Origin of the sequence: Pseudomonas sp. PDM22, from assembly GCF_014851965.1 — a bacterium.
Taxonomy (GTDB): domain Bacteria; phylum Pseudomonadota; class Gammaproteobacteria; order Pseudomonadales; family Pseudomonadaceae; genus Pseudomonas.
In genome coordinates this window covers 762972-784588 of record NZ_JACVAR010000001.1, presented here as the reverse complement: position 1 = coordinate 784588, position 21617 = coordinate 762972, and the positions used below count along the sequence as shown (strand labels likewise).

The window sequence follows — 21617 nt, the reverse complement described above, 5'->3', positions numbered from 1 at the left end:
GCCCGCCTGTAGGAGTTACCTGATGAGATTGCCGATTTACCTCGACTACTCCGCCACCACCCCGGTGGATCCGCGTGTCGCTCAGAAAATGGCCGACTGCCTGCTGGTTGACGGCAATTTCGGCAACCCGGCTTCGCGTTCCCACCTCTTCGGCTGGAAGGCCGAGGAAGCGGCTGAGAACGCCCGTCGCCAGGTCGCCGAGCTGGTCAATGCCGACCCCCGCGAGATCGTCTGGACTTCCGGTGCCACCGAGTCCGACAACCTTGCCGTGAAGGGCGTCGCGCACTTCTACGCGACCAAGGGCAAGCACATCATCACCTCGAAGATCGAGCACAAGGCGGTCCTGGATACCTGCCGCCAGCTGGAGCGCGAAGGCTTCGAAGTGACCTACCTGGAGCCGACCCCCGAGGGCATCATCACCCCCGCGATGGTCGAGGCCGCCCTGCGTGACGACACCATCCTGGTCTCGGTCATGCACGTGAACAACGAAGTCGGCAGCATCAACGACATCGCCGCCATCGGCGAGCTGACCCGCTCGCGCGGCATCCTGCTGCACGTCGACGCTGCACAGTCGGCCGGCAAGGTGGACATCGACCTGGAGAAACTCAAGGTCGACCTGATGTCCTTCTCCGCCCACAAGGTCTACGGCCCCAAAGGCATGGGCGCTCTGTACGTGCGCCGCAAACCGCGCGTGCGCCTGGAAGCCCAGATGCACGGTGGCGGCCACGAGCGCGGCATGCGTTCGGGCACCCTGGCGACCCACCAGATCGTCGGCATGGGCGAAGCCTTCCGCATCGCCAAGGAAGAAATGCACCAGGAAATGGCCCGTATCGAAGGCCTGCGCAAGCGCTTCTTCGATCAGGTGCAGGACCTGGAAGAGCTGTACCTCAACGGCAGCCCGACTTCCTACGCGCCGAACATCCTCAACGTCAGCTTCAACTATGTCGAAGGCGAGTCGCTGATGATGTCGCTCAAGGATCTGGCCGTCTCGTCCGGTTCCGCCTGTACCTCGGCCTCGCTGGAGCCGTCCTACGTGCTCCGCGCGCTGGGTCGCAACGACGAACTGGCGCACAGCTCCATTCGTTTCAGCTTCGGTCGCTTCACCACCGAAGAAGAGGTCGATTACGCCGCCAAGAAGGTGGTGGAAGCCGTTTCCAAGCTGCGTGAACTCTCGCCGCTGTGGGATATGTTCAAAGAGGGTGTCGACCTGTCCAAGGTCGAATGGCAGGCCCACTGACCCGCCCCGTAGAAGTGAGGATTAGCCATGGCTTACAGTGACAAGGTCATCGACCACTACGAAAACCCGCGCAACGTCGGCAAGCTCAATGCCGAAGACCCGGACGTCGGCACCGGCATGGTCGGCGCGCCGGCCTGCGGCGACGTGATGCGCCTGCAGATCAAGGTCAACGAACAGGGCGTCATCGAAGACGCCAAGTTCAAGACCTACGGCTGCGGTTCGGCCATTGCCTCCAGCTCCCTCGCCACCGAGTGGATGAAGGGCAAGACCCTGGACGAAGCCGAATCCATCAAGAACACCACCATCGCTGAAGAACTGGCCCTGCCGCCGGTGAAGATCCACTGCTCGGTACTCGCCGAGGACGCCATCAAGGCGGCCGTGCGCGACTACAAGCAGAAGAAAGGTCTGCTCTGAAGCGATTCGGAAGTTAAGGAGTTCCCATGGCCATCAGCATGACCGAATCCGCCGCCAACCACGTTCGCCGCTCCCTTGAAGGGCGCGGCAAGGGCGAGGGCATTCGTCTTGGCGTGCGCACCACCGGGTGTTCCGGTCTGGCCTACGTGCTGGAGTTCGTCGACGAGCTGGCAGCCGAGGATCAGGTCTTCGAGAGCCACGGCGTGAAGGTCATCATTGACCCGAAAAGCCTGGTCTACCTCGACGGCACCGAGTTGGACTTCACCAAGGAAGGCCTCAACGAGGGCTTCAAGTTCAACAACCCGAACGTGCGCGGTGAGTGTGGCTGCGGCGAAAGCTTCAACGTCTGAGGCTGGGTGTGGGTAGTCCCTGTCACTTCGCGCTGTTCGACCTGCAGCCGGGCTTCCGGATCGATCTGGAAGCCCTCGGCAATCGCTATCGTGAGCTGGTGCGAACCGTCCATCCGGACCGTTTCGCCGATGCTTCCGAGCGCGAGCAGCGACTGGCGCAGGCCAAGGCCGCTGAACTCAACGATGCCTACCAGACGCTGAAGAGCGTTCCGCGTCGTGCCCTGTACCTGCTGGCCCTGCGCGGCGACTCGCTGCCGCTGGAAGCCACGGTGCAGGACCCGGAGTTCCTTCTGCAGCAGATGCAGCTGCGCGAGGACCTGGAAGACCTGCAGGAAAGCGCCGATCTCGACGGCGTGGCGCAGTTCAAGCGTCAGCTGAAGTCCGCCCAGCACCGGCTGGAAGAGGATTTCGCCGATTGCTGGGATGACGCCGCCCGCCGCGACCTGGCCGAACGCCTGGTGCGTCGCATGCAGTTCCTCGACAAGCTGGCGCAGGAAGTGCGGCAGCTGGAAGAGCGACTCGACGATTAATCCGCGCGGCCCGCGCCGCGCCCGATAGCCTGATTAGAAACCGCATGGCCCTACTGCAGATCGCCGAGCCCGGACAAACCCCCCAGCCACACCAGCGTCGCCTGGCCGTGGGGATCGACCTGGGCACCACGAATTCCCTGGTCGCTGCCGTGCGCAGCGGCGTCGCGGCTCCGTTGCCGGACGACCGCGGCGAAGTGATCCTGCCTTCGGCGGTGCGTTACCTCGCCGATCGCATCGAGGTGGGGGAGAGCGTTCGCGCCACCGCCTCGCAAGACCCGCTGAACTCCATCATCTCGGTCAAGCGCTTCATGGGCCGCGGCCTGGAAGATGTGAAGCAGCTCGGCGGCCAGTTGCCGTATCGCTTCACCCAGGGCGAATCGCACATGCCCTTCATCGAGACTGTCCAGGGCGCCAAGAGCCCGGTGGAAGTCTCCGCCGAAATCCTCCGTGTCTTGCGTCAGCGCGCCGAATCCACCCTGGGTGGCGAGCTGGTGGGCGCGGTGATCACTGTTCCCGCCTACTTCGACGACGCCCAGCGTCAGGCCACCAAGGATGCTGCGCGTCTGGCCGGCCTGCACGTGCTGCGCCTGCTCAATGAGCCGACCGCAGCCGCCGTTGCCTACGGCCTGGACAAGAACGCCGAAGGCCTGGTCGCCATCTACGATCTGGGCGGCGGTACCTTCGATATCTCCATCCTGCGCCTGACCCGTGGCGTCTTCGAAGTCCTGGCTACCGGCGGCGACACCGCCCTGGGTGGCGACGACTTCGACCATGCCATCGCTGGCTGGATCATCGAGCAGGCCGGCATCTCGGCCGACCTCGATCCGGGCGCCCAGCGCCGTCTGCTGCAGACCGCCTGTGCCGCCAAGGAAGCCCTGACCGATAGCGCCAGCGTTACCGTCGCCTACGACAGCTGGGCCGGCGAGCTGACCCGCGCCCAGATGGATTCCCTGATCGACCCGATGATCCAGCGCAGCCTCAAGTCCTGCCGCCGTGCGGTGCGTGATTCCGGCATCGAGCTGGAAGAGGTCAGCGCCGTGGTCATGGTCGGTGGTTCCACCCGCGTGCCGCGCGTTCGCGAGCTGGTGGGCGAGCTGTTCGGTCGCGAGCCGCTGACCGATATCGACCCGGATCAGGTGGTCGCCATCGGCGCCGCCATCCAGGCCGATGCCCTGGCCGGCAACAAGCGTGGCGAAGAGCTGCTGCTGCTGGATGTGATCCCTCTGTCGCTCGGCCTGGAAACCATGGGCGGGCTGATGGAGAAGGTGATTCCGCGCAACACCACCATCCCGGTGGCGCGTGCCCAGGAGTTCACCACCTACAAGGATGGCCAGACGGCCATGATGATTCATGTGCTGCAAGGCGAGCGTGAGCTGGTCAAGGACTGCCGGTCCCTGGCGCGCTTCGAGCTGCGCGGCATTCCGCCGATGGTGGCGGGCGCGGCAAAGATCCGCGTCAGCTTCCAGGTCGACGCCGACGGCCTGCTGGGTGTTTCCGCCCGCGAGCTGTCCTCGGGAGTCGAGGCGAGTATCCAGGTCAAGCCGTCCTACGGCCTGACCGACGGCGAGATCGCCCGGATGCTGCAGGATTCCTTCCAGTACGCCGGCGACGACATGGCTGCCCGTACGCTGCGTGAGCAGCAGGTCGAGGCCCAGCGTCTGCTGGAGGCCGTGCAGTCCGCGCTGGACGCCGATGGCGAGCGCCTGCTCGATGCGGACGAGCGCCTGGTCATCGATGCCGGCATGGACTCGCTGCGCGAGCTGGCTACCGGCAGCGATGCCACTGCCATCGAACTACAGATCAAGCGTCTGTCCCAGCTGACCGACGCCTTTGCCGCGCGCCGTATGGACGCCACCGTCAAAGCCGCACTGGCCGGTCGCCGGCTCAATGAACTCGAGGAATAAGCGAAGATGCCGCAGATTGTCTTTCTGCCCCACGCCGAACACTGCCCCGAAGGCGCCGTGATCGAAGCCCAGCCGGGCGAAACCATCATGAAGGCGGCGCTGCGCAACGGCATCGAGATCGAGCACGCTTGCGAGATGTCCTGTGCCTGCACCACCTGCCACGTGGTCGTGCGCGAAGGCTTCAACTCCATGGAAGCCTCCGACGAGCTGGAAGACGACATGCTGGACAAGGCCTGGGGCCTGGAGCCGGATTCGCGCCTGTCCTGCCAGGCCGTGGTCGGCGAGACTGATCTGGTGGTGGAAATCCCGAAATACACCATCAACCAGGTGTCCGAAGGACACTGAGGCGGAGCGCTCACATGAGTCTGAAATGGGTTGATGTGCTCGAAATCGCCATCCAGCTGGCCGAATCCAAGCCGGACGTCGATCCGCGCTACGTGAATTTCGTCGATCTGCACCGTTGGGTGCTGGCATTGCCGGAGTTCAGCGACGATCCTTCCCGCGGTGGGGAAAAGGTCCTGGAGGCCATCCAGGCCGCCTGGATCGAAGAAGCCGACTGAGGGCGCGGCTCACTAGAGCCGCGTACCCATTTGTCATGAACCCGCGTATAATTCGCGGGTTTTATCTTTAGGTGAGCTGTCGAAAATTTCCCCGAGGGAATTTTCCAGTCGCCGGCCCTGTCGCAGTCGGGCCGGTTTCGCGGCTTCCGCCCCCCGGGCGCAGCGCGCGGCAAACCCTAGAATCGCAGGAGCTCCTGGCCACGCCAGGGGCTTCTTGGCATTACCAACCTTGCTTTTCGGAGTTATTTCCATGGCCCTGCAACGTACCTTCTCCATCATCAAGCCCGACGCCGTTTCCAAGAACGTCATCGGCGAAATCCTGACCCGCTTCGAGAAAGCCGGCCTGCGCGTTGTCGCTTCCAAGATGGTTCAGCTGTCCGAGCGCGAAGCTGGCGGTTTCTACGCCGAGCACAAAGAGCGTCCCTTCTTCAAGGACCTGGTTTCCTTCATGACCTCCGGCCCGGTCGTTGTTCAGGTTCTGGAAGGCGAAGACGCCATCCTGCGCAACCGTGAACTGATGGGCGCCACCGATCCGAAGAAAGCCGACGCCGGCACCATCCGCGCCGACTTCGCCGTTTCCATCGACGAGAACGCCGTACACGGTTCCGACTCGGAAGCTTCGGCTGCCCGCGAAATCGCTTACTTCTTCTCCAGCACCGAGGTGTGCGAGCGCATTCGCTGATCCAGGCGAATGAGCGAGGGTGAATCCATGACTGATACCGCTGTAAAGGCCAACCTGCTGGGCATGACCAAGCCCCAGCTCGAGGAATTCTTCGAGTCCATCGGTGAAAAGCGCTTCCGCGCCGGCCAGGTGATGCAATGGATTCACCACTTTGGCGCCCTGGAATTCGGCGCCATGACGAACGTCGGCAAGGCCTTGCGCGAAAAGCTCGAGGCCGTTGCCGAAATTCGTCCTCCGGAGATCGTCAGCCAGGACATTTCCGCTGACGGTACCCGCAAGTGGGTGGTGCGCGTGGCCTCGGGCAGTTGCGTCGAGACCGTGTACATCCCGCAAGGCGGCCGCGGCACCCTGTGCGTGTCGTCGCAGGCCGGTTGCGCGCTGGACTGCAGCTTCTGCTCCACCGGCAAGCAAGGCTTCAACAGCGACCTGACCTCCGCCGAGATCATCGGCCAGGTGTGGATCGCCAACCAGTCGTTCGGGACCATCCCGGGCAAGATCGACCGTGCCATCACCAACGTGGTGATGATGGGCATGGGCGAGCCGCTGCTGAACTTCGACAACGTCGTGACCGCCATGAGCATCATGATGGAAGACCTCGGCTACGGTATTTCCAAGCGCAAGGTGACCCTGTCCACCTCTGGCGTGGTGCCGATGATCGACAAGCTCGCCGAGGTGACCGACGTGTCCCTGGCGCTATCGCTGCACGCACCCAACGACGAACTGCGCAACAAGCTGGTGCCGATCAACAAGAAGTACCCGCTCGAGATGCTGCTCGATTCCTGCTACCGCTACATCACACGCCTGGGCAAGGAGCGCGTGCTGACGATCGAGTACACCCTGCTGGCCGGCATCAACGACCAGCCCGAGCATGCTGAGCAGCTGATCGCACTGCTCAAGGATTTCCCTTGCAAGATCAACCTGATTCCGTTTAATCCGTTCCCGCATTCGGGTTACGAGCGTCCGAGCAACAATGCCATTCGCCGTTTCCAGGACATGCTGCACAAGAGCGGCTTCAACGTGACCGTTCGTACCACCCGTGGCGACGATATCGATGCCGCCTGTGGTCAGCTGGTAGGCCAGGTGATGGACCGCACCCGCCGCAGCGAACGTTATATTGCCGTACGTCAGCTGGCGGCCGATGCCGACCAGACCGCGCCAGCTACCAACCGAAACTGAACTAGGGAGGATTCCGATGACCCTGCGCGCCGCGCTGTGCTTACTGTTGGCAACCGTGCTGACGGGTTGCGTGACGACTGGTAAACAGGATCCTCTGAAAACCGAGAAGGGCCGGGACGAGGCGCGTGACGCCTATATCCAGCTCGGTATCGGTTACCTGCAGATGGGCAACACCGAGCAGGCCAAGGTGCCGCTCCGCCAGGCCCTGGATCTCGACTCCTCCAGCGCCGATGCCCACGCTGCCCTGGCCGTGGTCTATCAGGTCGAGAAAGAGCCCAAGCTCGCCGAGAGCGAGTTTCGCAAGGCGTTGTCCTCGCGCTCGGGCGATGCGCGCATCCTGAACAACTACGCGGGCTTCCTGTTCGAGCAGAAGCGTTATCAGGAAGCCTACGACACCTACATGAAGGCCACCGAAGACGGCCTCTATTCCGAGCGTTCGCGCATCTTCGAGAACCTCGGCCTGGTGAGCATGAAGCTCAACAACCGCGCTCAGGCCAAGGAATACTTCGAGAAGGCCATTCGCCTGAACCGCAATTCGACGGGTGCGCTGCTCGAACTGGCTGACCTGACCTACCAGGACCGCGAGTACGTGCCGGCTCGCAGCTACTACGAGGAATACCTCAAGCGGGGCCCGCAGACTGCGCGCAGCCTGCTGCTGGGGATTCGACTGGCAAAGATCTACGACGACCGGGATACCGCTGCCAGCTACGGGCTGCAACTCAAGCGCCTGTATCCCGCTTCTCCTGAATACCAGGCATACCAGGCGGATAAATGATGAATACGTCGCAGTCCGATGTCATCGGCACGACCCGCGCCAACCCTGGCGAAACCCTGCGCCAGGCGCGCGAGAACAAGGGCTGGAGCACCGCTCAGGTCGCCGGCCAGCTGAACCTGACCGAGAACGCCCTGCGTTCGCTGGAGCAGGGCTCGTTCGAGCAGTTGCCGGGTCACACCTTCGCCCGTGGTTACATCCGTGCCTACGCCAAGCTGCTGGGTATGGACCAGGCCCAGATGGTCACCGCCTTCGATCAGTATACCGGCACCGACGCCACCGGCAGCAACGTCCAGGCACTCGGTCGCGTGGTCGAGCCGGTACGCCTGTCGCGCAACCTGCTGCGCCTGTTCAGTCTGGCGCTGCTGGCCGTGCTCATCGGGTTCGGCTACTTCTGGTGGCAGGAGCGTTCTGCGCGCCCGGCCGAGACCGGCAGCCTGAACATGGAGCACGTCGAGGTCGAGAGCGCCGACGGCACCACCGAAATCCATACCCTCGACGAGCCGGAAGACCAGGCTGTTGCCGAGGACCAGGCCAATACTCCGGCGCTTCCCAGCGAGCCCGCCGGCGACAACGGCAGCGCCGAGGCTCCGGCCGAAGGCACTCCACCGGTCGCTGCCAACCCGTCAGAACCGGGCTCCCCGGCCGTTGCCGAAACCGCTCCGGCCCAGGCTCCTGCAGTTCCGGCTCAGCAACCGGCTGCACAGCAGCCCGTCGCTCCGGCCAGCCCGGTTGCTCCGGTTGCCCCTGTGGCTCCGACCGAGGCGCCTGCCGCTCCGGTGGTCGCTTCTGCAGGGCAGGGCGTGGTCAAGGTTCAATTCAGCGCCGATTGCTGGACCCAGGTGACCGATGCCGACGGCAAGGTCGTCCTCGAGGGTCTCAAGCGCAAGGGTGATTCGCTGGAAGTCGCCGCCAAGGCGCCGGTCCAGCTGCGCCTGGGCTTCGCCCAGGGCGCCCAGGTCAGCTACAACGGCCAGCCGGTCGAAGTCACGCCGGCGCGCGGTGGCACCGCTCGCCTGAAGTTGGGTGGACAGTAAGATGCATTGCGACTCTCCGATCAAACGTCGCCTTTCCCGCAAGATCTGGGTAGGTAACGTGCCGGTGGGTGGGGATGCCCCCATCGCCGTGCAGAGCATGACCAACACCGATACCCTCGATGTGGCCGCCACCGTCGCCCAGATTCGTCGTCTGGAAGACGCAGGCGCGGACATTGTCCGTGTCTCCGTGCCGGACATGGACGCCGCCGAGGCGTTCGGCAAGATCAAGCAGCAGGTCAAGGTGCCGCTGGTTGCCGACATCCACTTCGACTACAAGATCGCCCTGCGCGTGGCCGAACTGGGCGTCGACTGCCTGCGCATCAACCCGGGCAACATAGGTCGTGAAGACCGCGTGAAGGCCGTGGTGGATGCCGCCCGCGAGCGCAATATCCCGATCCGCATCGGCGTCAACGCCGGTTCGCTGGAGAAGGACCTGCAGAAGAAGTACGGCGAGCCGACCCCTGAGGCGCTGCTGGAATCGGCCATGCGTCACGTCGATCACCTCGACCGCCTGGACTTCCAGAACTTCAAGGTCAGCGTGAAGGCCTCCGACGTGTTCATGGCCGTCGCCGCCTACCGCCTGCTGGCCAAGCAGATCGAACAACCCCTGCACCTGGGCATCACCGAAGCCGGTGGCCTGCGTTCGGGCACCGTGAAGTCGGCCGTCGGCCTGGGCATGCTGCTCGCCGAGGGCATCGGCGACACCATTCGCATCTCGCTGGCCGCCGACCCGGTGGAAGAGATCAAGGTCGGCTTCGACATCCTCAAGTCGCTGCGCCTGCGCTCCCGTGGCATCAACTTCATCGCCTGCCCGAGCTGCTCGCGGCAGAACTTCGATGTGGTCAAGACCATGAACGAGCTGGAGGGCCGCCTGGAGGACCTGCTGGTGCCGCTGGACGTTGCCGTGATCGGCTGCGTGGTCAACGGCCCGGGCGAAGCCAAGGAGGCCCACATCGGCCTCACCGGCGGCACGCCGAGCAACCTGATCTACATCGACGGCAAGCCGGCGCAGAAGCTGCAGAACGATAACCTGGTGGATGAGCTGGAACGGCTGATCCGCGAAAAAGCGGCCGAGAAGGCCGAGGCCGACGCCGCACTCATCGTGCGCGGCTGACCGCAACAAGGATCCTAAGTGAGCAAGTCCCTGCAAGCCATCCGTGGCATGAACGACATCCTGCCGGACCAGACCCCGGCCTGGCGCTATCTGGAACGCACCTTCGCCGGCCTGCTGGACCGCTACGGCTACAGCGAGATCCGCCTGCCGATCCTCGAGTTCACCGAACTCTTCGCCCGCGGCATCGGCGAAGGCACCGACGTGGTCGACAAGGAGATGTACACCTTCCTCGACCGCAACGGCGAATCCCTGACCATGCGTCCGGAAGGCACTGCGGGCTGCGTGCGCGCCGTGCTGGAGCATGGCCTGTCGGGCGGTGGCCAGGTACAGAAGCTGTGGTACACCGGCCCGATGTTCCGCTACGAGAAGCCGCAGAAAGGCCGCTACCGCCAGTTCCACCAGATCGGCGTTGAAGTCTTCAACCTGCCCGGCCCGGATATCGACGCCGAGCTGATCATCCTCACCTGGCGCCTGTGGCAGAAACTGGGCATGGCCGACGCCGTGACCCTGCAGCTGAACACCCTGGGTTCCAGTGAAGCCCGCGCGCGCTATCGCGACGACCTGGTGGCCTACCTGCAGGAACGCTTCGAGCAGCTGGACGAAGACAGCCAGCGCCGCATGACCACCAACCCGCTGCGCATTCTCGACAGCAAGGTCGAGAGCACCCAGGCCCTGCTGGTCGGCGCGCCGAGCCTGCACGACTACCTGGACGAAGAGTCGATCGCCCACTTCGAGGGCCTGAAGGCCCGCCTGGATGCGGTCGGCCTGCGCTACGAGATCAACCAGAAGCTGGTGCGTGGCCTGGACTACTACTGCCGCACCGCTTTCGAGTGGGTCACCGACAAGCTCGGCGCCCAGGGCACCGTCTGCGGTGGGGGCCGCTACGACGGCCTGGTCAGCCAGTTCGGCGGCAAGCCGACTCCGGGCGTGGGCTTCGCCATGGGCGTGGAACGCCTGGTGCTGCTGCTGGAAACCCTGGGTGTGGTGCCTGCCGAGCTTAACCGCCCGGCCGATCTCTACGTCTGCGCCTTCGGCGAGCCGGCGGAGCTGGCTGCGCTGACCCTGGCCGAACAGCTGCGCGAGGCCATTCCGGGCCTGCGCCTGCTGGTCAATGCCGGCGCCGGCAGCTTCAAGAGCCAGTTCAAGAAGGCCGACAAGAGCGGCGCACAGTTCGCAATGATTCTGGGTGACGACGAACTGGCCAACCGCGTGGTAGGTTTCAAGCCCCTGCGTGGCGAGGGCGAACAACAGAATATCGCCTGGGATGCTCTGCCCGAGCACCTGGCTGCCTGCCTCAAGCAGGCCTGAATCGAGCGGATAGGAGTATTGGGGTGAGTAACCGTACCGAAGAAGAACAGATCGCTGACATCAAGGACTGGTGGCAGCGTAACGGCATGCCCCTGCTGACCGGCGCCGCTCTGGCGCTGATCGTGGTGTTTGGCTGGCAGGCCTGGAAAAAGTATCAGAACAACCAGTCTCAGGGCGCCTCTATCATTTACCAGGCCCTGCTGGAAACCGCGCTGAACCCGGCCGGCAAGCCCGACACCGCCAAGGTCGCCGAGCTCGCTGGCAAGCTGAACACCGACTTCGCCGGCACTCCGTACGCCCAGTACGGCCGCCTGTTCGTCGCCAAGGTTGCGGTGGACAGCGGCAAGCTGGATGACGCCGTCCTCGAGCTCAAGGCCGTGGTCGACAAGCCGGTTGACGCCACCCTCGGCGAGCTGGCGCGCCAGCGCCTGGCACGTGTTCTGGCTGCCCAGGGCAAGGCCGAAGACGGTCTGAAGCTGCTCGACGGCAACGTCGACAAGGCCTACGTCGCCACTCGCGAAGAACTGCGCGGCGACCTGCTGCTGCAGCTCAAGCGCAACGATGACGCCCGTGTCGCCTACGAAAAGGCCAAGGCTGCCCTGCCGGAAGACGCCGCCGTTGGCGCCCTGCAGATGAAACTCGACGACCTGGCCAAGGGAGACGCCTGAGATGTTGCGTTGGAAACACGTTGCACTGCTGGCACTGACCCTGATGGCTGTGGGTTGCAGCAGCAATAGCAAGAAAGAACTGCCACCGGCCGAGCTGACCGATTTCAAGGAAGAGGTCCGCCTGGAGAAACAGTGGAGCCGTTCGGTCGGTGACGGCCAGGGCGACCTGTACAACCTGCTCGAGCCCGCCGTGGATGGCCAGACCATCTACGCCGCGTCTGCCGAAGGCCGCGTCATGGCCATGCAGCGCGAAACCGGCGAAGTGCTGTGGAAGAAAGACCTCGATCTGCCGATCTCCGGCGCCGTCGGTGTGGGCAGCGGCATGGTCCTGCTGGGTACCCTGCGTGGCGACGTGATCGCCCTGGATTCCGGTTCGGGCGAGCAAAAATGGCGCGCCAAGGTCACCAGCGAAGTGCTGGCTGCCCCGGCCACCAACGGTGACGTGGTGGTGGTGCAGACCCAGGACGACAAGCTGATCGGCTTCGACGCCTCCACCGGCAACCAGCGCTGGATCTACGAAGGCACCGTTCCGGTGCTGACCCTGCGCGGCACTGGCGCTCCGCTGATCGCGGGCCGTCTGGCCCTGGCCGGTCTGGCCAGCGGCAAGGTCGTTGCGGTGGACGTGGAGCGTGGCCTGCCGGTCTGGGAAGCGCGCGTTGCGATTCCTCAGGGCCGTTCCGAGCTGGACCGCGTCGTCGATATCGACGGCGGCCTGCTGCTGGTCGACAACGTTCTCTATGTCGCCAGCTACCAGGGCCGCGCTGCGGCGCTGGACGTAGGCACCGGCCGCGTACTCTGGCAGCGTGAAGCTTCCAGCTACGTCGGCGTCGCCGAAGGTACCGGCAGTGTGTTCATCAGCCAGTCCAGCGGCACCGTCGAAAGTCTCGATTCCCGTGGTTCGTCCTCGCTGTGGAGCAACGACGCCCTGGCTCGCCGCCAGCTGTCCGCTCCGGCCGTGCTGTCGAGCAACGTGGTCGTTGGTGACCTGGAAGGTTACGTGCACCTGCTGAGCCAGGTGGACGGTCGTTTCGTTGGCCGCGAGAAGGTCGACGGTGACGGCGTGCGGGTTCGCCCGCTGGTAGTCGGCAGCTGGATGTACGTGTTCGGCAACAGCGGTAAGCTGGCCGCCTACACGATTCGCTAAGCTGAGTGTTACTGCCGGCCGCTGCCGTGAAAAACGGCAGCGGCCGTCGTGTTTTCTGAAAATCAAATTTCCTGGAGAGCCGCATGGTTCCCGTAATAGCCCTGGTGGGCCGCCCGAACGTCGGCAAGTCCACCCTGTTCAACCGCCTGACCCGCACCCGCGACGCCATCGTCGCCGAGTACGCAGGTCTGACCCGAGACCGCCAGTACGGCGAGGCCAAGTGGCAGGGCAAGAAATTCATCGTCATCGATACCGGTGGAATTTCCGGTGACGAAGAGGGTATCGACGCCAAGATGGCCGAGCAGTCGCTGCAGGCCATCGAAGAGGCCGATGCCGTCCTGTTCATGGTCGACTCCCGCGCCGGCCTCACCGCCGCCGACGAGATGATCGGCGAGCACCTGCGCAAGAAGAACAAGCGTACCTACCTGGTGGCCAACAAGGTCGACACCGTCGATCCGGACATCGCCCGCGCCGAGTTCAGCCCGCTGGCCCTGGGGCATGCGATCCCGATCGCCGCCGCCCACGGCCGCGGCATCACCCAGATGCTCCAGGAAGCCCTGGGCGAGATGTTCGCTCCCGAGCCGGAAGCGCCGGAAGACAACGACCTGCCCGGCGAGATGGAAGAAGTCGCCGAAGGCGAGGAAGCCAAGCGCATTCCCGGCCCGAGCGAGAAGGATGGCATCAAGATCGCCATCATCGGTCGCCCCAACGTCGGCAAGTCCACGCTGGTGAACCGCATGCTCGGTGAAGAGCGGGTGATCGTCTACGACCAGGCCGGCACCACCCGCGACAGCATCTACATCCCCTTCGAGCGCAACGAAGAGAAGTACACCCTCATCGACACCGCCGGCGTGCGCCGCCGCGGCAAGATATTCGAGGCGGTGGAAAAGTTCTCCGTGGTGAAGACCCTGCAGGCGATCCAGGACGCCAACGTGGTCATCTTCGTCATGGACGCCCGCGAAGGTGTGGTCGAACACGACCTCAACCTGCTCGGCTTCGTGCTGGAGACCGGCCGCGCGCTGGTCATCGCGCTGAACAAGTGGGACGGCATGGAATCGGCCGAGCGCGACTACGTGAAGACCGAGCTCGAGCGCCGGCTGATGTTCGCCGACTTCGCCGACATCCACTTCATCTCCGCGCTGCACGGCACCGGCGTCGGCCACCTGTACAAGTCGGTGCAGGACTCCTTCCGTTCCGCCGTGACCCGCTGGCCCACCAGCAAGCTCACGCAGATCCTCGAGGACGCCATCCAGGTCCACCAGCCGCCGATGGTCAACGGCCGCCGCATCAAGCTGCGCTACGCGCACCTGGGTGGCGCCAACCCGCCGCTGATCGTGATCCACGGCAACCAGGTGGATGCGGTGCCCAAGGCCTATACCCGCTACCTGGAGAAGACCTTCCGTCGCGTGTTGAAGCTGGTCGGTACGCCGATCCGCATCGAGTACAAGGGCGGTGACAACCCGTTCGAGGGCAAGAAGACCCAGCTCACCGATCGCCAGGTCAACAAGAAGCGCCGCCTGATGTCGCACCACAAGAAGGCGGAGAAGAAGAAGAAGGACAAACGTAAATAACGTCTGTCAGGCTTTAGACCGCAAGCCGCAGGCGATAGAGTAGGGACTTCCTCTCATCGCCTGCAGCCTGTAGTCACGCCATGCTTACCAGCAAACTGCCGAATGTCGGCACCACCATCTTCACCCGCATGTCCCAGCTCGCCGCGCAAAGCGGAGCGCTGAATCTCTCCCAGGGCTTCCCGGACTTCCCCGGCCCCGCACCGCTGCTCGAAGCGGTCGTCCGCCATGTCATGGACGGGCATAACCAGTACAGCCCGATGACCGGCCTGCCGGCGCTGCGCGAACAGGTCGCGATCAAGGTCGCGAGCCTCTATGGCCGCAACGTCAGCGCCGACGCCGAAGTGACTATCGTCCCCGGCGCGACCGAAGGGATTTTCTGTGCGGTACAGGCGCTGATCCGCGCTGGCGACGAAGCCATCGTCCTCGACCCCTGCTACGACAGCTACGAGCCTTCGGTCGAACTGGCCGGCGGTCGTTGCGTACACGTCGCGCTGAGCCAGCCGGACTTCCGCATCGACTGGCAGCGCCTGGCCGATGCCATCACCCCGCGCACGCGCCTGATCTTCCTCAACAGCCCGCACAACCCCAGCGGTGCGCTGATCGACCGTGCCGACCTGGATCGCCTCGCCGAGCTGATCCGCGATCGCGAGATCTACGTGATCAGCGACGAGGTCTACGAGCACCTGATCTATGACGGCGTGCAGCACGCCAGCGTGCTGGCCCATGACGAACTGTATCCGCGCGCCTTCGTCATCAGCTCCTTTGGCAAGACTTACCATGTCACTGGCTGGAAGACCGGCTACGTGGTCGCGCCGCCGGCGCTGTCGGCGGAGATGCGCAAGATTCACCAGTACGTGAACTTCTGTGGCGTGACGCCGCTGCAATGGGCGCTGGCCGACTTCATGGCCGCGCATCCCGAGCACCTGCGCGAGCTGCCGGGTTTCTACCAGGCCAAGCGCGACCTGTTCTGCGACCTGCTGGAAGGCTCGCGTTTCACCTTCCAGCGTGCCGCCGGAACCTACTTCCAGGTGGTCGATTACTCGGCGATTCGCCCGGACCTTGATGATGTTGCCATGTCCGAATGGCTGACCACCGAACACGGCGTCGCCGCGATTCCGGTCTCGGTGTTCTACCAGCAGGCTCCGGCGGACGCGCGTCTGGTGCGCTTCTGCTTCGCCAAGAAAGAGGAGACGCTGCGCCAGGCAGCGGAACGACTATGCGCGATCTGACTCAACTGGCCGACCTCAAGCTCGCCCTCGTGCAGACCACCCTGGTCTGGCACGACGCCAAGGCCAACCGCGAGCGCTTCGAGGCGTTGCTGGAAAGCGCCCGTGGCGCAGACGTGGTGATCCTCCCGGAGATGTTCACCACCGGCTTTTCCATGGATTCCGAGGCGCTGGCCGAGGCGGAGGAGGGCGCGACCTACGCCTGGCTGCGCGAGCAGGCGGCCCGGCTCGATGCCGTGGTCTGTGGCAGCGTAATTATCCGCACCGCTGACGGAAGTCATCGCAACCGTTTGCTCTGGGCACGCCCGGACGGCGAGATGCAGCATTACGACAAGCGCCACCTGTTCCGCATGGCTGGCGAGCACAAGCACTACACGCCGGGCGACCAGCAGGTGCTGCTGGAATGGAAGGGCTGGCGGATTCGCCCGCTGGTCTGCTACGACCTGCGCTTCCCGGTCTGGAGCCGCGACGCGCAGGACACCGACCTGCTGCTCTATACCGCCAACTGGCCGGCTGCGCGCCGCCAGCATTGGAATCGCCTGCTGCCGGCCCGGGCTATCGAGAACCTCTGTTATGTCGCGGCGGTCAATCGCGTCGGTGAAGATGGCAAGGGCCACGCCTATTCCGGCGATAGCCAGGTGCTCGATTTCCAGGGAGACAACCTGCTGGCCGCCGGCAATGCCGACGGGGTCTTCCAGATTGCCCTGAGCGCAGCGGAGCTTGCGGCCTACCGCGAGCGATTCCCGGCAAACCTCGACGCCGACGAGTTCGATATCCGGGCGTAACGGATTTCCCTGGAGGGCGGGCTTTGGCGCGCTCCTGCAGGGAGTCTCCAAGTAGGATGGTGTGGAGCGAAGCGATACCCATCAATTGCAGCGCTGACAGCATGGGCATCGCTGCGCTCCACCCATCCTACGGTCAGTTTTCCCGTGACTTCCTCAGTAGGCGCTGGCGGTATCCAACCGCTGGATCGCCTCGTCACCGAGCTTCAGCTCCACCGCTGCGATCAGGTCGGGCAACTGCTCCAGCTTCGACGCACTGGCAATCGGCGCGGTGATGCTCGGGCGGGCCATCAGCCAGGCGAGTGCGACCTGGGTTGGCGTGGCATTCAGTTCGCCGGCCACTTCCTCCAGTGCATCGAGGATCGCGAAGCCGCGCTCGTTCATGAAGTTCTTCACCTTGTAGCCGCGTACGCTGCTCTTGCCCAGGTCGTCCTCGCGGCGGTACTTGCCGGTGAGGAAGCCGGCGGCCAGGGAGTAGAAATTGATCACGCCCAGGCCCAGTTGCTGCACCGTCGGCTCCAGCTGCGTCTCGTAGTTGGCGCGGTCGTAGAGGTTGTAGTTGGGCTGCAGGCTCTGGTACTGCGGCAGCTTCAAGCGGGTGCAGAGCTCGTGGGCTTCGCGCAGGCGCTTGGCGTCGAAGTTGGAGGCGCCGATCACCCGTACCTTGCCGCGCTCCACCGCCTCGGCGAAGGCACCCATGGTTTCCTCCAGCGAAGTGTGCGGGTCGTCGCAGTGGGACTGGTAGAGGTCGATGTAGTCGGTCTGCAGGCGCTTGAGCGAGCGCTCCAGTGCCTGCTCGATGTACACCGCCGACAGTCCCTTGTGGCCGTTGCCCATGTCCATGCCGACCTTGGTCGCGATGATCACCTGGTTGCGCTTGCCGGTCTTCTTCAGCCACTTGCCGATCAGGGTTTCCGACTCGCCGCCCTCGTGGCCTGGCACCCAGCGCGAGTAAACGTCGGCGGTGTCGATGCAGTTGAGCCCGGCGTCGAGCAGCGCGTCCAGCAAGCGAAACGAGGTCGCCTCGTCGGAGGACCAGCCGAACACATTGCCGCCGAAGACCAGCGCAGGAATCTTCAGGCCCGATTGTCCGAGTTCGCGTGTACGCATCTGCTTTGACTCCTCAGCGGGTGTGCGGGAACCCTCAGTGTAGACGTGCTGCCCGCCGCCGCGGGGCGGATTGGCCGGCAGCGGTACGCCAGCTGGTCTATCATGGCGGCCAGCCCAATTGCCGAGTGCCCGTCATGACCACGACTCCCTATCTGCTGGACCAGCTGGAAACCGCCGACATGCTGTTGATCGACGGTCTGCACGCCTGGCAGTTCGAGCTCAACGAGGCATTGCTGGACCAGGCCGACGCCGCTGCCCACGCCGACCAGCCCTTCGCCAGCGAAGACGTGGTGCTGCAGATCGAGTCCATCGATGGCCGCGACCGCCGCGAGTGGCGCTTCAGCTACAACCAGGTGATGGAGGCCAGCTATCAGGCCGAAGACGAGACCTGGCTGCTGCAGGCCGGCGACCAGCAGCACCGACTGTGCTGCCTTGGCGCAGTCGCCGCCAGCGGCGACGATGAGTAAGCGTCTCCTGACAACGAAGAAGGCCCCGCGAGGGGCCTTTTTCATTTCGGGTTTCAGAACGCCAGCGGGTAGCTGGTGATGAAGCGCACTTCGTCGTAGTCGCTGGCGTAGCTGCTGCGGACCGTGGAGGTGCGCACAAGGAACGACAGCGTCTTCAGCGGGCCGCTCTGAATGGTGTAGCCCACATCGGTATCGCGCTCGTATTCGTGGCCGTCGCTCTGGCCCGGTCGCGAGATGTCGGTGCCCTTGGTGTAGCGCGTCATCAGGGTCAGGCCCGGCACGCCGAGGCTGGCGAAGTCATAGTCGTAGCGCAGCTGGTAGGAGCGCTCCTGCGCCCAGAAGAAACCGCCATTGGTGACCCAGTTGACCAGGTACGGCTGTGGTGTGTTGCCCAGCAGCATGGGGAACATGTCTTCGCCAAGCATGCGCTGGTAGGTGGCCGAAAGCATGTGGCCGCCGTGCTTCACGCCGAGTCGCGCGCCATAGGCGCGGTTGTCGATGCGCCCGGCCAGCGCCTGCCCGGATTCCTCGTTGTGGAAGTAGCTCAGGGTGCCGAGCAGCGCAGTATTTTCGCCCACCGGCTGCTTGAAGTTGGCGCCGACGTAGTGCTGGTCGTAGATATCCTCGAGCTGGGCGAAGTAGTAACTGGTAGACAGGCCGGGCGTCCACTGCGCATCGACGCCGCCCAGATTCAGCTTGTTGCTGTCCTGGCTGGCGGGGCGGGTGGCCAGGTAGAACGACTCGCGGTCACTGGAGGCGCGGGTGCTGGTGTTCCAGAGTTGCGCGGCGGTGAACTTGAAGCGATCCGACTCCTTCGACTCCAGCATCACGCCCTGGAACGTCTGCGGCAGCACGCGCACGTCATCCTGGAAGATCACCGGCAGGCGCGGCTCCAGCAGGCCGACCTTCAGCGTGGTCTTCGAATAGCGCAGCTTGAGCGTGGCGCCGCCACGGCTGAAGTCATCCACCGGCTCACCCGTCGTGCGGTCGTAGGGCAGGTTGCTGTCGTTGCTGGTGCCGGCGCCGCCGTCGAGCTTCAGGGCGTAGAAACCGGTGAAGTCCACGCCGACACCGATGGTGCCTTCGCTGAAGCCGGAGCTGAAGCGCGCCAGCACGGCCTGGGACCAACTGCCGGCCTGGGATTGCGGGGCATTGTCCTGGCGATAGTCGCGCAGCATGTAGAAGTTGCGCAGGGTGGTGTCCAGGCGGCTGTCGTCGATCAGGTCGGCCTGCGCGCAGAGGGGCATCAGCGCGCTGCACAGCAGAGCACCGGTAATGCGATTACGGAACATCGTCATCTCCTGGGCGCCGTCCGCCGGGGCGCGTGGCTCCACGCCGGCGAACGGGCGTACGTCTTGTCGAGGCGGGCGCGATCAGTTCGCGGTGGCGGCGCTATCCAGCGGCACGGTTTCAGGCTGGGCCGTCTGCTCCTGGCCCAGGCTGCGACGGAAGTGCTTGCGCCCGTTGCCGAGCAGCCACAGGCAGAGCAGGCCAGCGAGGGTGACGATGATGCCGATGGACGAGCCGACGGCCTTCGGGTCCTTGAAGTAGTGGTCGGTAAGCAGCGCCACCAGGGTGGTGCCGACACCCAGGCCGATCAGGTTGGAGACCAGCAGGAACAGCGCCGACACCTGCGCGCGCAGGCGGTTGGGCGTGAGCACCTGCATGGCGGCCGCCGAGGTGGAGATGCAGAAGGCGCAGAAGAACATCGCCGGGCCCATCAGCAGCACCGACAGCTGCAGGCTGCTCGCTGTCACCGAACCGATGACGAAGGGAATGGTGCAGGCCACGCCGAGCATGCCGCTGATCATCGCGGCGTCGCTGCGCCCGCGCTTCTGCAGCACATCCACCAGCCAGCCGGCGCAGAACACCCCGGCGGTGTTGAGCACCAGCAGGATGCCGCCGAGGATGTAGCCCACCTCCAGCGGCGTCAGACCGTACTGGCGGATGTACATGGCCGGCGCCCAGCCCATCAGCGCGTACTGGCACATGGCGAAGAACGAGAAGCCGAGGTAGTGGCAGGTGAAGGTTGCGCGGTGGCGGCGCAGGAAGCGCAGGCCGTCGCCGATGGTCGCCTTGTGCTGCGGGTTCACCTCCTTGCGCGCCGGGTCGCGGATGGTCAGCGCGATCAGCAGCGCCACCAGCACGCCGGGCAGGCCGACGATGAAGAAGGCGATCTGCCAGGAGCGCACCTGGCCCAGCCAGCCCAGGTCGATGGCCGGCACGTCGCGCAGCGCCTCGATCACATAGCCGCCGACCAGGAAGGCCAGGCCGCCGCCGAGGAACGCCCCCATCGAGTACAGCCCCAGCGCGCGGCCGAGTTTCTCCCTGGGGAACAGGTCGGCGAGCATCGAGTAGGTTGCCGGCGTCAGCGCCGCTTCACCGACGCCCACGCTCATGCGCGCCAGGAACATCTGCAGGAAGTTCTTCGATAGCCCGCACGCGGCGGTGGCGATGCTCCAGAAGGCCACGCCGATGGCGATGATCTTCACCCGCGAGGAGCGGTCGGCGAGATAGGCGATGGGCAGGCCCATGAAGGCGTAGAACAGCGAGAAGGCCAGCCCGCTGAGCAGGCTGAACTGGGTATCGCTGATCTGCAGGTCGGCCTTGATCGGCTCGATCATCAGCGAAAGGATCTGCCGGTCAACGAACGAAAAGATGTACGCCACCATGCACAGCACGACGACATACCAGGAATAACGCGAATTACGGGCGGATTTCGGGTGGGATTGCGGGTTCACGGTTACTGGCTCCTGAAGCGGGTGAAGGCAGATGGCCAAGCACGTCGAGCTCGTTGTTGTTGTAGGTAACCAGGCGCCTCTGTACGCAAGGCAGGGGCAGCCGAATGTGTCTGATTGCGTGACACGGTTTTTTGTTTGCCTGCCGTTTTCACGGCAGTGCACGCAAGACTAGGGAAGGGGCGAGGCAGGGGTAATCGGGGCGAGTACCAGCATTGCGGAGACTGCCCCCTAGGGGACTAGGGGGAATCTTTAGGCGGGAATCAGAGCTCTACGCCCAGGACGTAGACCAGGAAGAACGAGACGACGAGGATCACCGCGACGACGGCAAGCAGGAACAGCAGGCTGATGCCGAATGCGCGCCAGTTCGAGCGCCACTGGCCGCCAGCAGCGAGGTGGCGCTCCACGGCGACGCCGAAGGTCTGCTTGGCGAGGTAGTACATGCCGACGACGCTGCCGACAGCGATGGGCGTACCGGATGTGTTTTCCGGCAGGAAGTAGCCGATGACGAAGATGGCGAGGGTCAAGCCGATGCCCATCAGCCAGATGTTGCGGGATTCGTGGCTGCGGCCGAGCGCCTTGAGGTTCTGCACAATGACCCAGGCGCCGGCCAGGGGCGTGCCAAAGAAGGTGGCGATGCCGACGGCGGCCAGGCGGTAGAGCGGCTCGCCCGTGGCGGTAGTTGCCGCGTCCTGGAGAACGGCAGCGGGAGTCTGGAAGGGGTTTTCCTGCGGCATGTCGCTCATGTTTTCGCTCCTTGAAAGAAACTGCCCCGGACGCGTGAGCGGCCGGGGCAGCGAGAGTTGCAGCTTAGCAGTGCGATCGCG

23 protein-coding genes are annotated in these 21617 nt (G+C 64.5%); 19 read left to right on the top strand and 4 right to left on the bottom strand.

The genetic code is table 11. The features are described 5' to 3' along the window. Positions 1 to 22 precede the first annotated feature (22 nt). From IB255_RS03850 to IB255_RS03765, 18 genes are all read left to right on the top strand, one after another. Positions 23 to 1237, top strand: coding sequence for an IscS subfamily cysteine desulfurase (locus tag IB255_RS03850; protein WP_081515981.1), 1215 nt, complete (start codon positions 23 to 25; stop codon positions 1235 to 1237). 27 nt (positions 1238 to 1264) lie between these two features. Beyond that, the gene (gene iscU, locus IB255_RS03845) at positions 1265 to 1651 is read left to right on the top strand and encodes a Fe-S cluster assembly scaffold IscU (protein ID WP_015478505.1); all 387 of its coding nucleotides are present in this window, start codon (positions 1265 to 1267) and stop codon (positions 1649 to 1651) included. Positions 1652 to 1677: 26 nt separating this feature from the next. After that, complete coding sequence (iscA, locus tag IB255_RS03840) at positions 1678 to 2001, top strand: iron-sulfur cluster assembly protein IscA (RefSeq protein WP_017522292.1); 324 nt, start codon at positions 1678 to 1680, stop codon at positions 1999 to 2001. 8 nt (positions 2002 to 2009) lie between these two features. Further along, positions 2010 to 2531 carry a co-chaperone HscB gene (hscB, locus tag IB255_RS03835; protein ID WP_081515979.1) on the top strand — a complete coding sequence of 174 codons (522 nt, stop codon included), beginning with the start codon at positions 2010 to 2012 and terminating at the stop codon, positions 2529 to 2531. A gap of 44 nt (positions 2532 to 2575) precedes the next feature. After that, complete coding sequence (hscA, locus tag IB255_RS03830; protein ID WP_081515977.1) at positions 2576 to 4435, top strand: Fe-S protein assembly chaperone HscA; 1860 nt, start codon at positions 2576 to 2578, stop codon at positions 4433 to 4435. A 6-nt stretch (positions 4436 to 4441) separates the two neighbouring features. Beyond that, the gene (gene fdx / locus IB255_RS03825; protein WP_081515975.1) at positions 4442 to 4780 is read left to right on the top strand and encodes an ISC system 2Fe-2S type ferredoxin; all 339 of its coding nucleotides are present in this window, start codon (positions 4442 to 4444) and stop codon (positions 4778 to 4780) included. 14 nt (positions 4781 to 4794) lie between these two features. Then, complete coding sequence (iscX, locus tag IB255_RS03820) at positions 4795 to 4995, top strand: Fe-S cluster assembly protein IscX (RefSeq protein WP_017522288.1); 201 nt, start codon at positions 4795 to 4797, stop codon at positions 4993 to 4995. A gap of 250 nt (positions 4996 to 5245) precedes the next feature. After that, entirely contained in the window at positions 5246 to 5677 is a 432-nt protein-coding gene (ndk, locus tag IB255_RS03815) for a nucleoside-diphosphate kinase (protein ID WP_024762960.1), read from the top strand. A gap of 27 nt (positions 5678 to 5704) precedes the next feature. Next, on the top strand, positions 5705 to 6853 hold the full coding sequence (gene rlmN, locus IB255_RS03810; protein WP_081515973.1) for a 23S rRNA (adenine(2503)-C(2))-methyltransferase RlmN: 1149 nt from the start codon (positions 5705 to 5707) through the stop codon (positions 6851 to 6853). 16 nt (positions 6854 to 6869) lie between these two features. Then, complete coding sequence (gene pilW, locus IB255_RS03805; protein ID WP_081515971.1) at positions 6870 to 7628, top strand: type IV pilus biogenesis/stability protein PilW; 759 nt, start codon at positions 6870 to 6872, stop codon at positions 7626 to 7628. After that, positions 7625 to 8662, top strand: a complete 1038-nt coding sequence (locus IB255_RS03800; protein ID WP_081515969.1) for a helix-turn-helix domain-containing protein — start codon at positions 7625 to 7627, stop codon at positions 8660 to 8662. Before pilW ends, IB255_RS03800 begins: the two co-directional genes overlap by 4 nt. A gap of 1 nt (position 8663) precedes the next feature. Beyond that, the gene (gene ispG, locus IB255_RS03795; protein WP_192209819.1) at positions 8664 to 9776 is read left to right on the top strand and encodes a flavodoxin-dependent (E)-4-hydroxy-3-methylbut-2-enyl-diphosphate synthase; all 1113 of its coding nucleotides are present in this window, start codon (positions 8664 to 8666) and stop codon (positions 9774 to 9776) included. A gap of 18 nt (positions 9777 to 9794) precedes the next feature. Beyond that, positions 9795 to 11084: a histidine--tRNA ligase gene (gene hisS / locus IB255_RS03790; protein WP_081515967.1), complete on the top strand. Its 1290-nt coding sequence runs from the start codon at positions 9795 to 9797 to the stop codon at positions 11082 to 11084. A 23-nt stretch (positions 11085 to 11107) separates the two neighbouring features. Then, positions 11108 to 11752 carry a YfgM family protein gene (locus IB255_RS03785; RefSeq protein WP_081515965.1) on the top strand — a complete coding sequence of 215 codons (645 nt, stop codon included), beginning with the start codon at positions 11108 to 11110 and terminating at the stop codon, positions 11750 to 11752. A gap of 1 nt (position 11753) precedes the next feature. Continuing rightward, complete coding sequence (gene bamB / locus IB255_RS03780; RefSeq protein WP_081515963.1) at positions 11754 to 12896, top strand: outer membrane protein assembly factor BamB; 1143 nt, start codon at positions 11754 to 11756, stop codon at positions 12894 to 12896. 83 nt (positions 12897 to 12979) lie between these two features. Then, a complete protein-coding gene (gene der / locus IB255_RS03775; protein WP_081515961.1) occupies positions 12980 to 14467 on the top strand; it encodes a ribosome biogenesis GTPase Der in 1488 nt (495 codons plus the stop codon). Positions 14468 to 14547: 80 nt separating this feature from the next. Next, the gene (locus tag IB255_RS03770) at positions 14548 to 15696 is read left to right on the top strand and encodes a pyridoxal phosphate-dependent aminotransferase (protein WP_081515959.1); all 1149 of its coding nucleotides are present in this window, start codon (positions 14548 to 14550) and stop codon (positions 15694 to 15696) included. Next, positions 15684 to 16478 (top strand): amidohydrolase, encoded by a 795-nt coding sequence (locus IB255_RS03765; RefSeq protein ID WP_081515957.1) that lies wholly within the window; start codon positions 15684 to 15686, stop codon positions 16476 to 16478. The genes IB255_RS03770 and IB255_RS03765 overlap by 13 nt, the downstream gene beginning before the upstream one ends. Positions 16479 to 16631: 153 nt before the next feature. Here IB255_RS03765 and IB255_RS03760 read toward each other — a convergent pair whose 3' ends face one another. Beyond that, entirely contained in the window at positions 16632 to 17585 is a 954-nt protein-coding gene (locus IB255_RS03760) for an aldo/keto reductase (RefSeq protein WP_081515955.1), read from the bottom strand. Positions 17586 to 17719: 134 nt separating this feature from the next. Here IB255_RS03760 and IB255_RS03755 point away from each other — a divergent pair, with 134 nt between their 5' ends. Continuing rightward, a complete protein-coding gene (locus IB255_RS03755) occupies positions 17720 to 18052 on the top strand; it encodes a DUF5629 family protein (RefSeq protein ID WP_081515953.1) in 333 nt (110 codons plus the stop codon). Positions 18053 to 18105: 53 nt separating this feature from the next. On the opposite strand, the gene IB255_RS03750 is transcribed toward IB255_RS03755, so the two are convergent. The 3 genes from IB255_RS03750 to IB255_RS03740 all read right to left on the bottom strand — a co-directional run bounded on the left by IB255_RS03750 (position 18106) and on the right by IB255_RS03740 (position 21536). Next, complete coding sequence (locus tag IB255_RS03750; RefSeq protein ID WP_081515951.1) at positions 18106 to 19344, bottom strand: OprD family porin; 1239 nt, start codon at positions 19342 to 19344, stop codon at positions 18106 to 18108. A gap of 81 nt (positions 19345 to 19425) precedes the next feature. After that, positions 19426 to 20793 (bottom strand): spinster family MFS transporter, encoded by a 1368-nt coding sequence (locus IB255_RS03745; RefSeq protein ID WP_081515949.1) that lies wholly within the window; start codon positions 20791 to 20793, stop codon positions 19426 to 19428. 260 nt (positions 20794 to 21053) lie between these two features. After that, positions 21054 to 21536: a hypothetical protein gene (locus IB255_RS03740; protein WP_081515947.1), complete on the bottom strand. Its 483-nt coding sequence runs from the start codon at positions 21534 to 21536 to the stop codon at positions 21054 to 21056. Positions 21537 to 21617: the final 81 nt, after the last annotated feature.

Bases quoted from the DNA above. Each gene is read 5' to 3' on its own strand.
- IB255_RS03800 (WP_081515969.1), top strand. From the start codon at position 7,625: ATGATGAATACGTCGCAGTCCGATGTCATCGGCACGACCCGCGCCAAC.
- der (WP_081515961.1), top strand. From the start codon at position 12,980: ATGGTTCCCGTAATAGCCCTGGTGGGCCGCCCGAACGTCGGCAAGTCC.
- iscA (WP_017522292.1), top strand. From the start codon at position 1,678: ATGGCCATCAGCATGACCGAATCCGCCGCCAACCACGTTCGCCGCTCC.
- ispG (WP_192209819.1), top strand. From the start codon at position 8,664: ATGCATTGCGACTCTCCGATCAAACGTCGCCTTTCCCGCAAGATCTGG.
- iscU (WP_015478505.1), top strand. From the start codon at position 1,265: ATGGCTTACAGTGACAAGGTCATCGACCACTACGAAAACCCGCGCAAC.
- pilW (WP_081515971.1), top strand. From the start codon at position 6,870: ATGACCCTGCGCGCCGCGCTGTGCTTACTGTTGGCAACCGTGCTGACG.
- ndk (WP_024762960.1), top strand. From the start codon at position 5,246: ATGGCCCTGCAACGTACCTTCTCCATCATCAAGCCCGACGCCGTTTCC.
- fdx (WP_081515975.1), top strand. From the start codon at position 4,442: ATGCCGCAGATTGTCTTTCTGCCCCACGCCGAACACTGCCCCGAAGGC.
- hscA (WP_081515977.1), top strand. From the start codon at position 2,576: ATGGCCCTACTGCAGATCGCCGAGCCCGGACAAACCCCCCAGCCACAC.
- iscX (WP_017522288.1), top strand. From the start codon at position 4,795: ATGAGTCTGAAATGGGTTGATGTGCTCGAAATCGCCATCCAGCTGGCC.
- bamB (WP_081515963.1), top strand. From the start codon at position 11,754: ATGTTGCGTTGGAAACACGTTGCACTGCTGGCACTGACCCTGATGGCT.
- IB255_RS03850 (WP_081515981.1), top strand. From the start codon at position 23: ATGAGATTGCCGATTTACCTCGACTACTCCGCCACCACCCCGGTGGAT.
- rlmN (WP_081515973.1), top strand. From the start codon at position 5,705: ATGACTGATACCGCTGTAAAGGCCAACCTGCTGGGCATGACCAAGCCC.
- IB255_RS03770 (WP_081515959.1), top strand. From the start codon at position 14,548: ATGCTTACCAGCAAACTGCCGAATGTCGGCACCACCATCTTCACCCGC.
- IB255_RS03750 (WP_081515951.1), bottom strand. From the start codon at position 19,344: ATGTTCCGTAATCGCATTACCGGTGCTCTGCTGTGCAGCGCGCTGATG.
- IB255_RS03740 (WP_081515947.1), bottom strand. From the start codon at position 21,536: ATGAGCGACATGCCGCAGGAAAACCCCTTCCAGACTCCCGCTGCCGTT.
- IB255_RS03765 (WP_081515957.1), top strand. From the start codon at position 15,684: ATGCGCGATCTGACTCAACTGGCCGACCTCAAGCTCGCCCTCGTGCAG.
- IB255_RS03760 (WP_081515955.1), bottom strand. From the start codon at position 17,585: ATGCGTACACGCGAACTCGGACAATCGGGCCTGAAGATTCCTGCGCTG.
- IB255_RS03755 (WP_081515953.1), top strand. From the start codon at position 17,720: ATGACCACGACTCCCTATCTGCTGGACCAGCTGGAAACCGCCGACATG.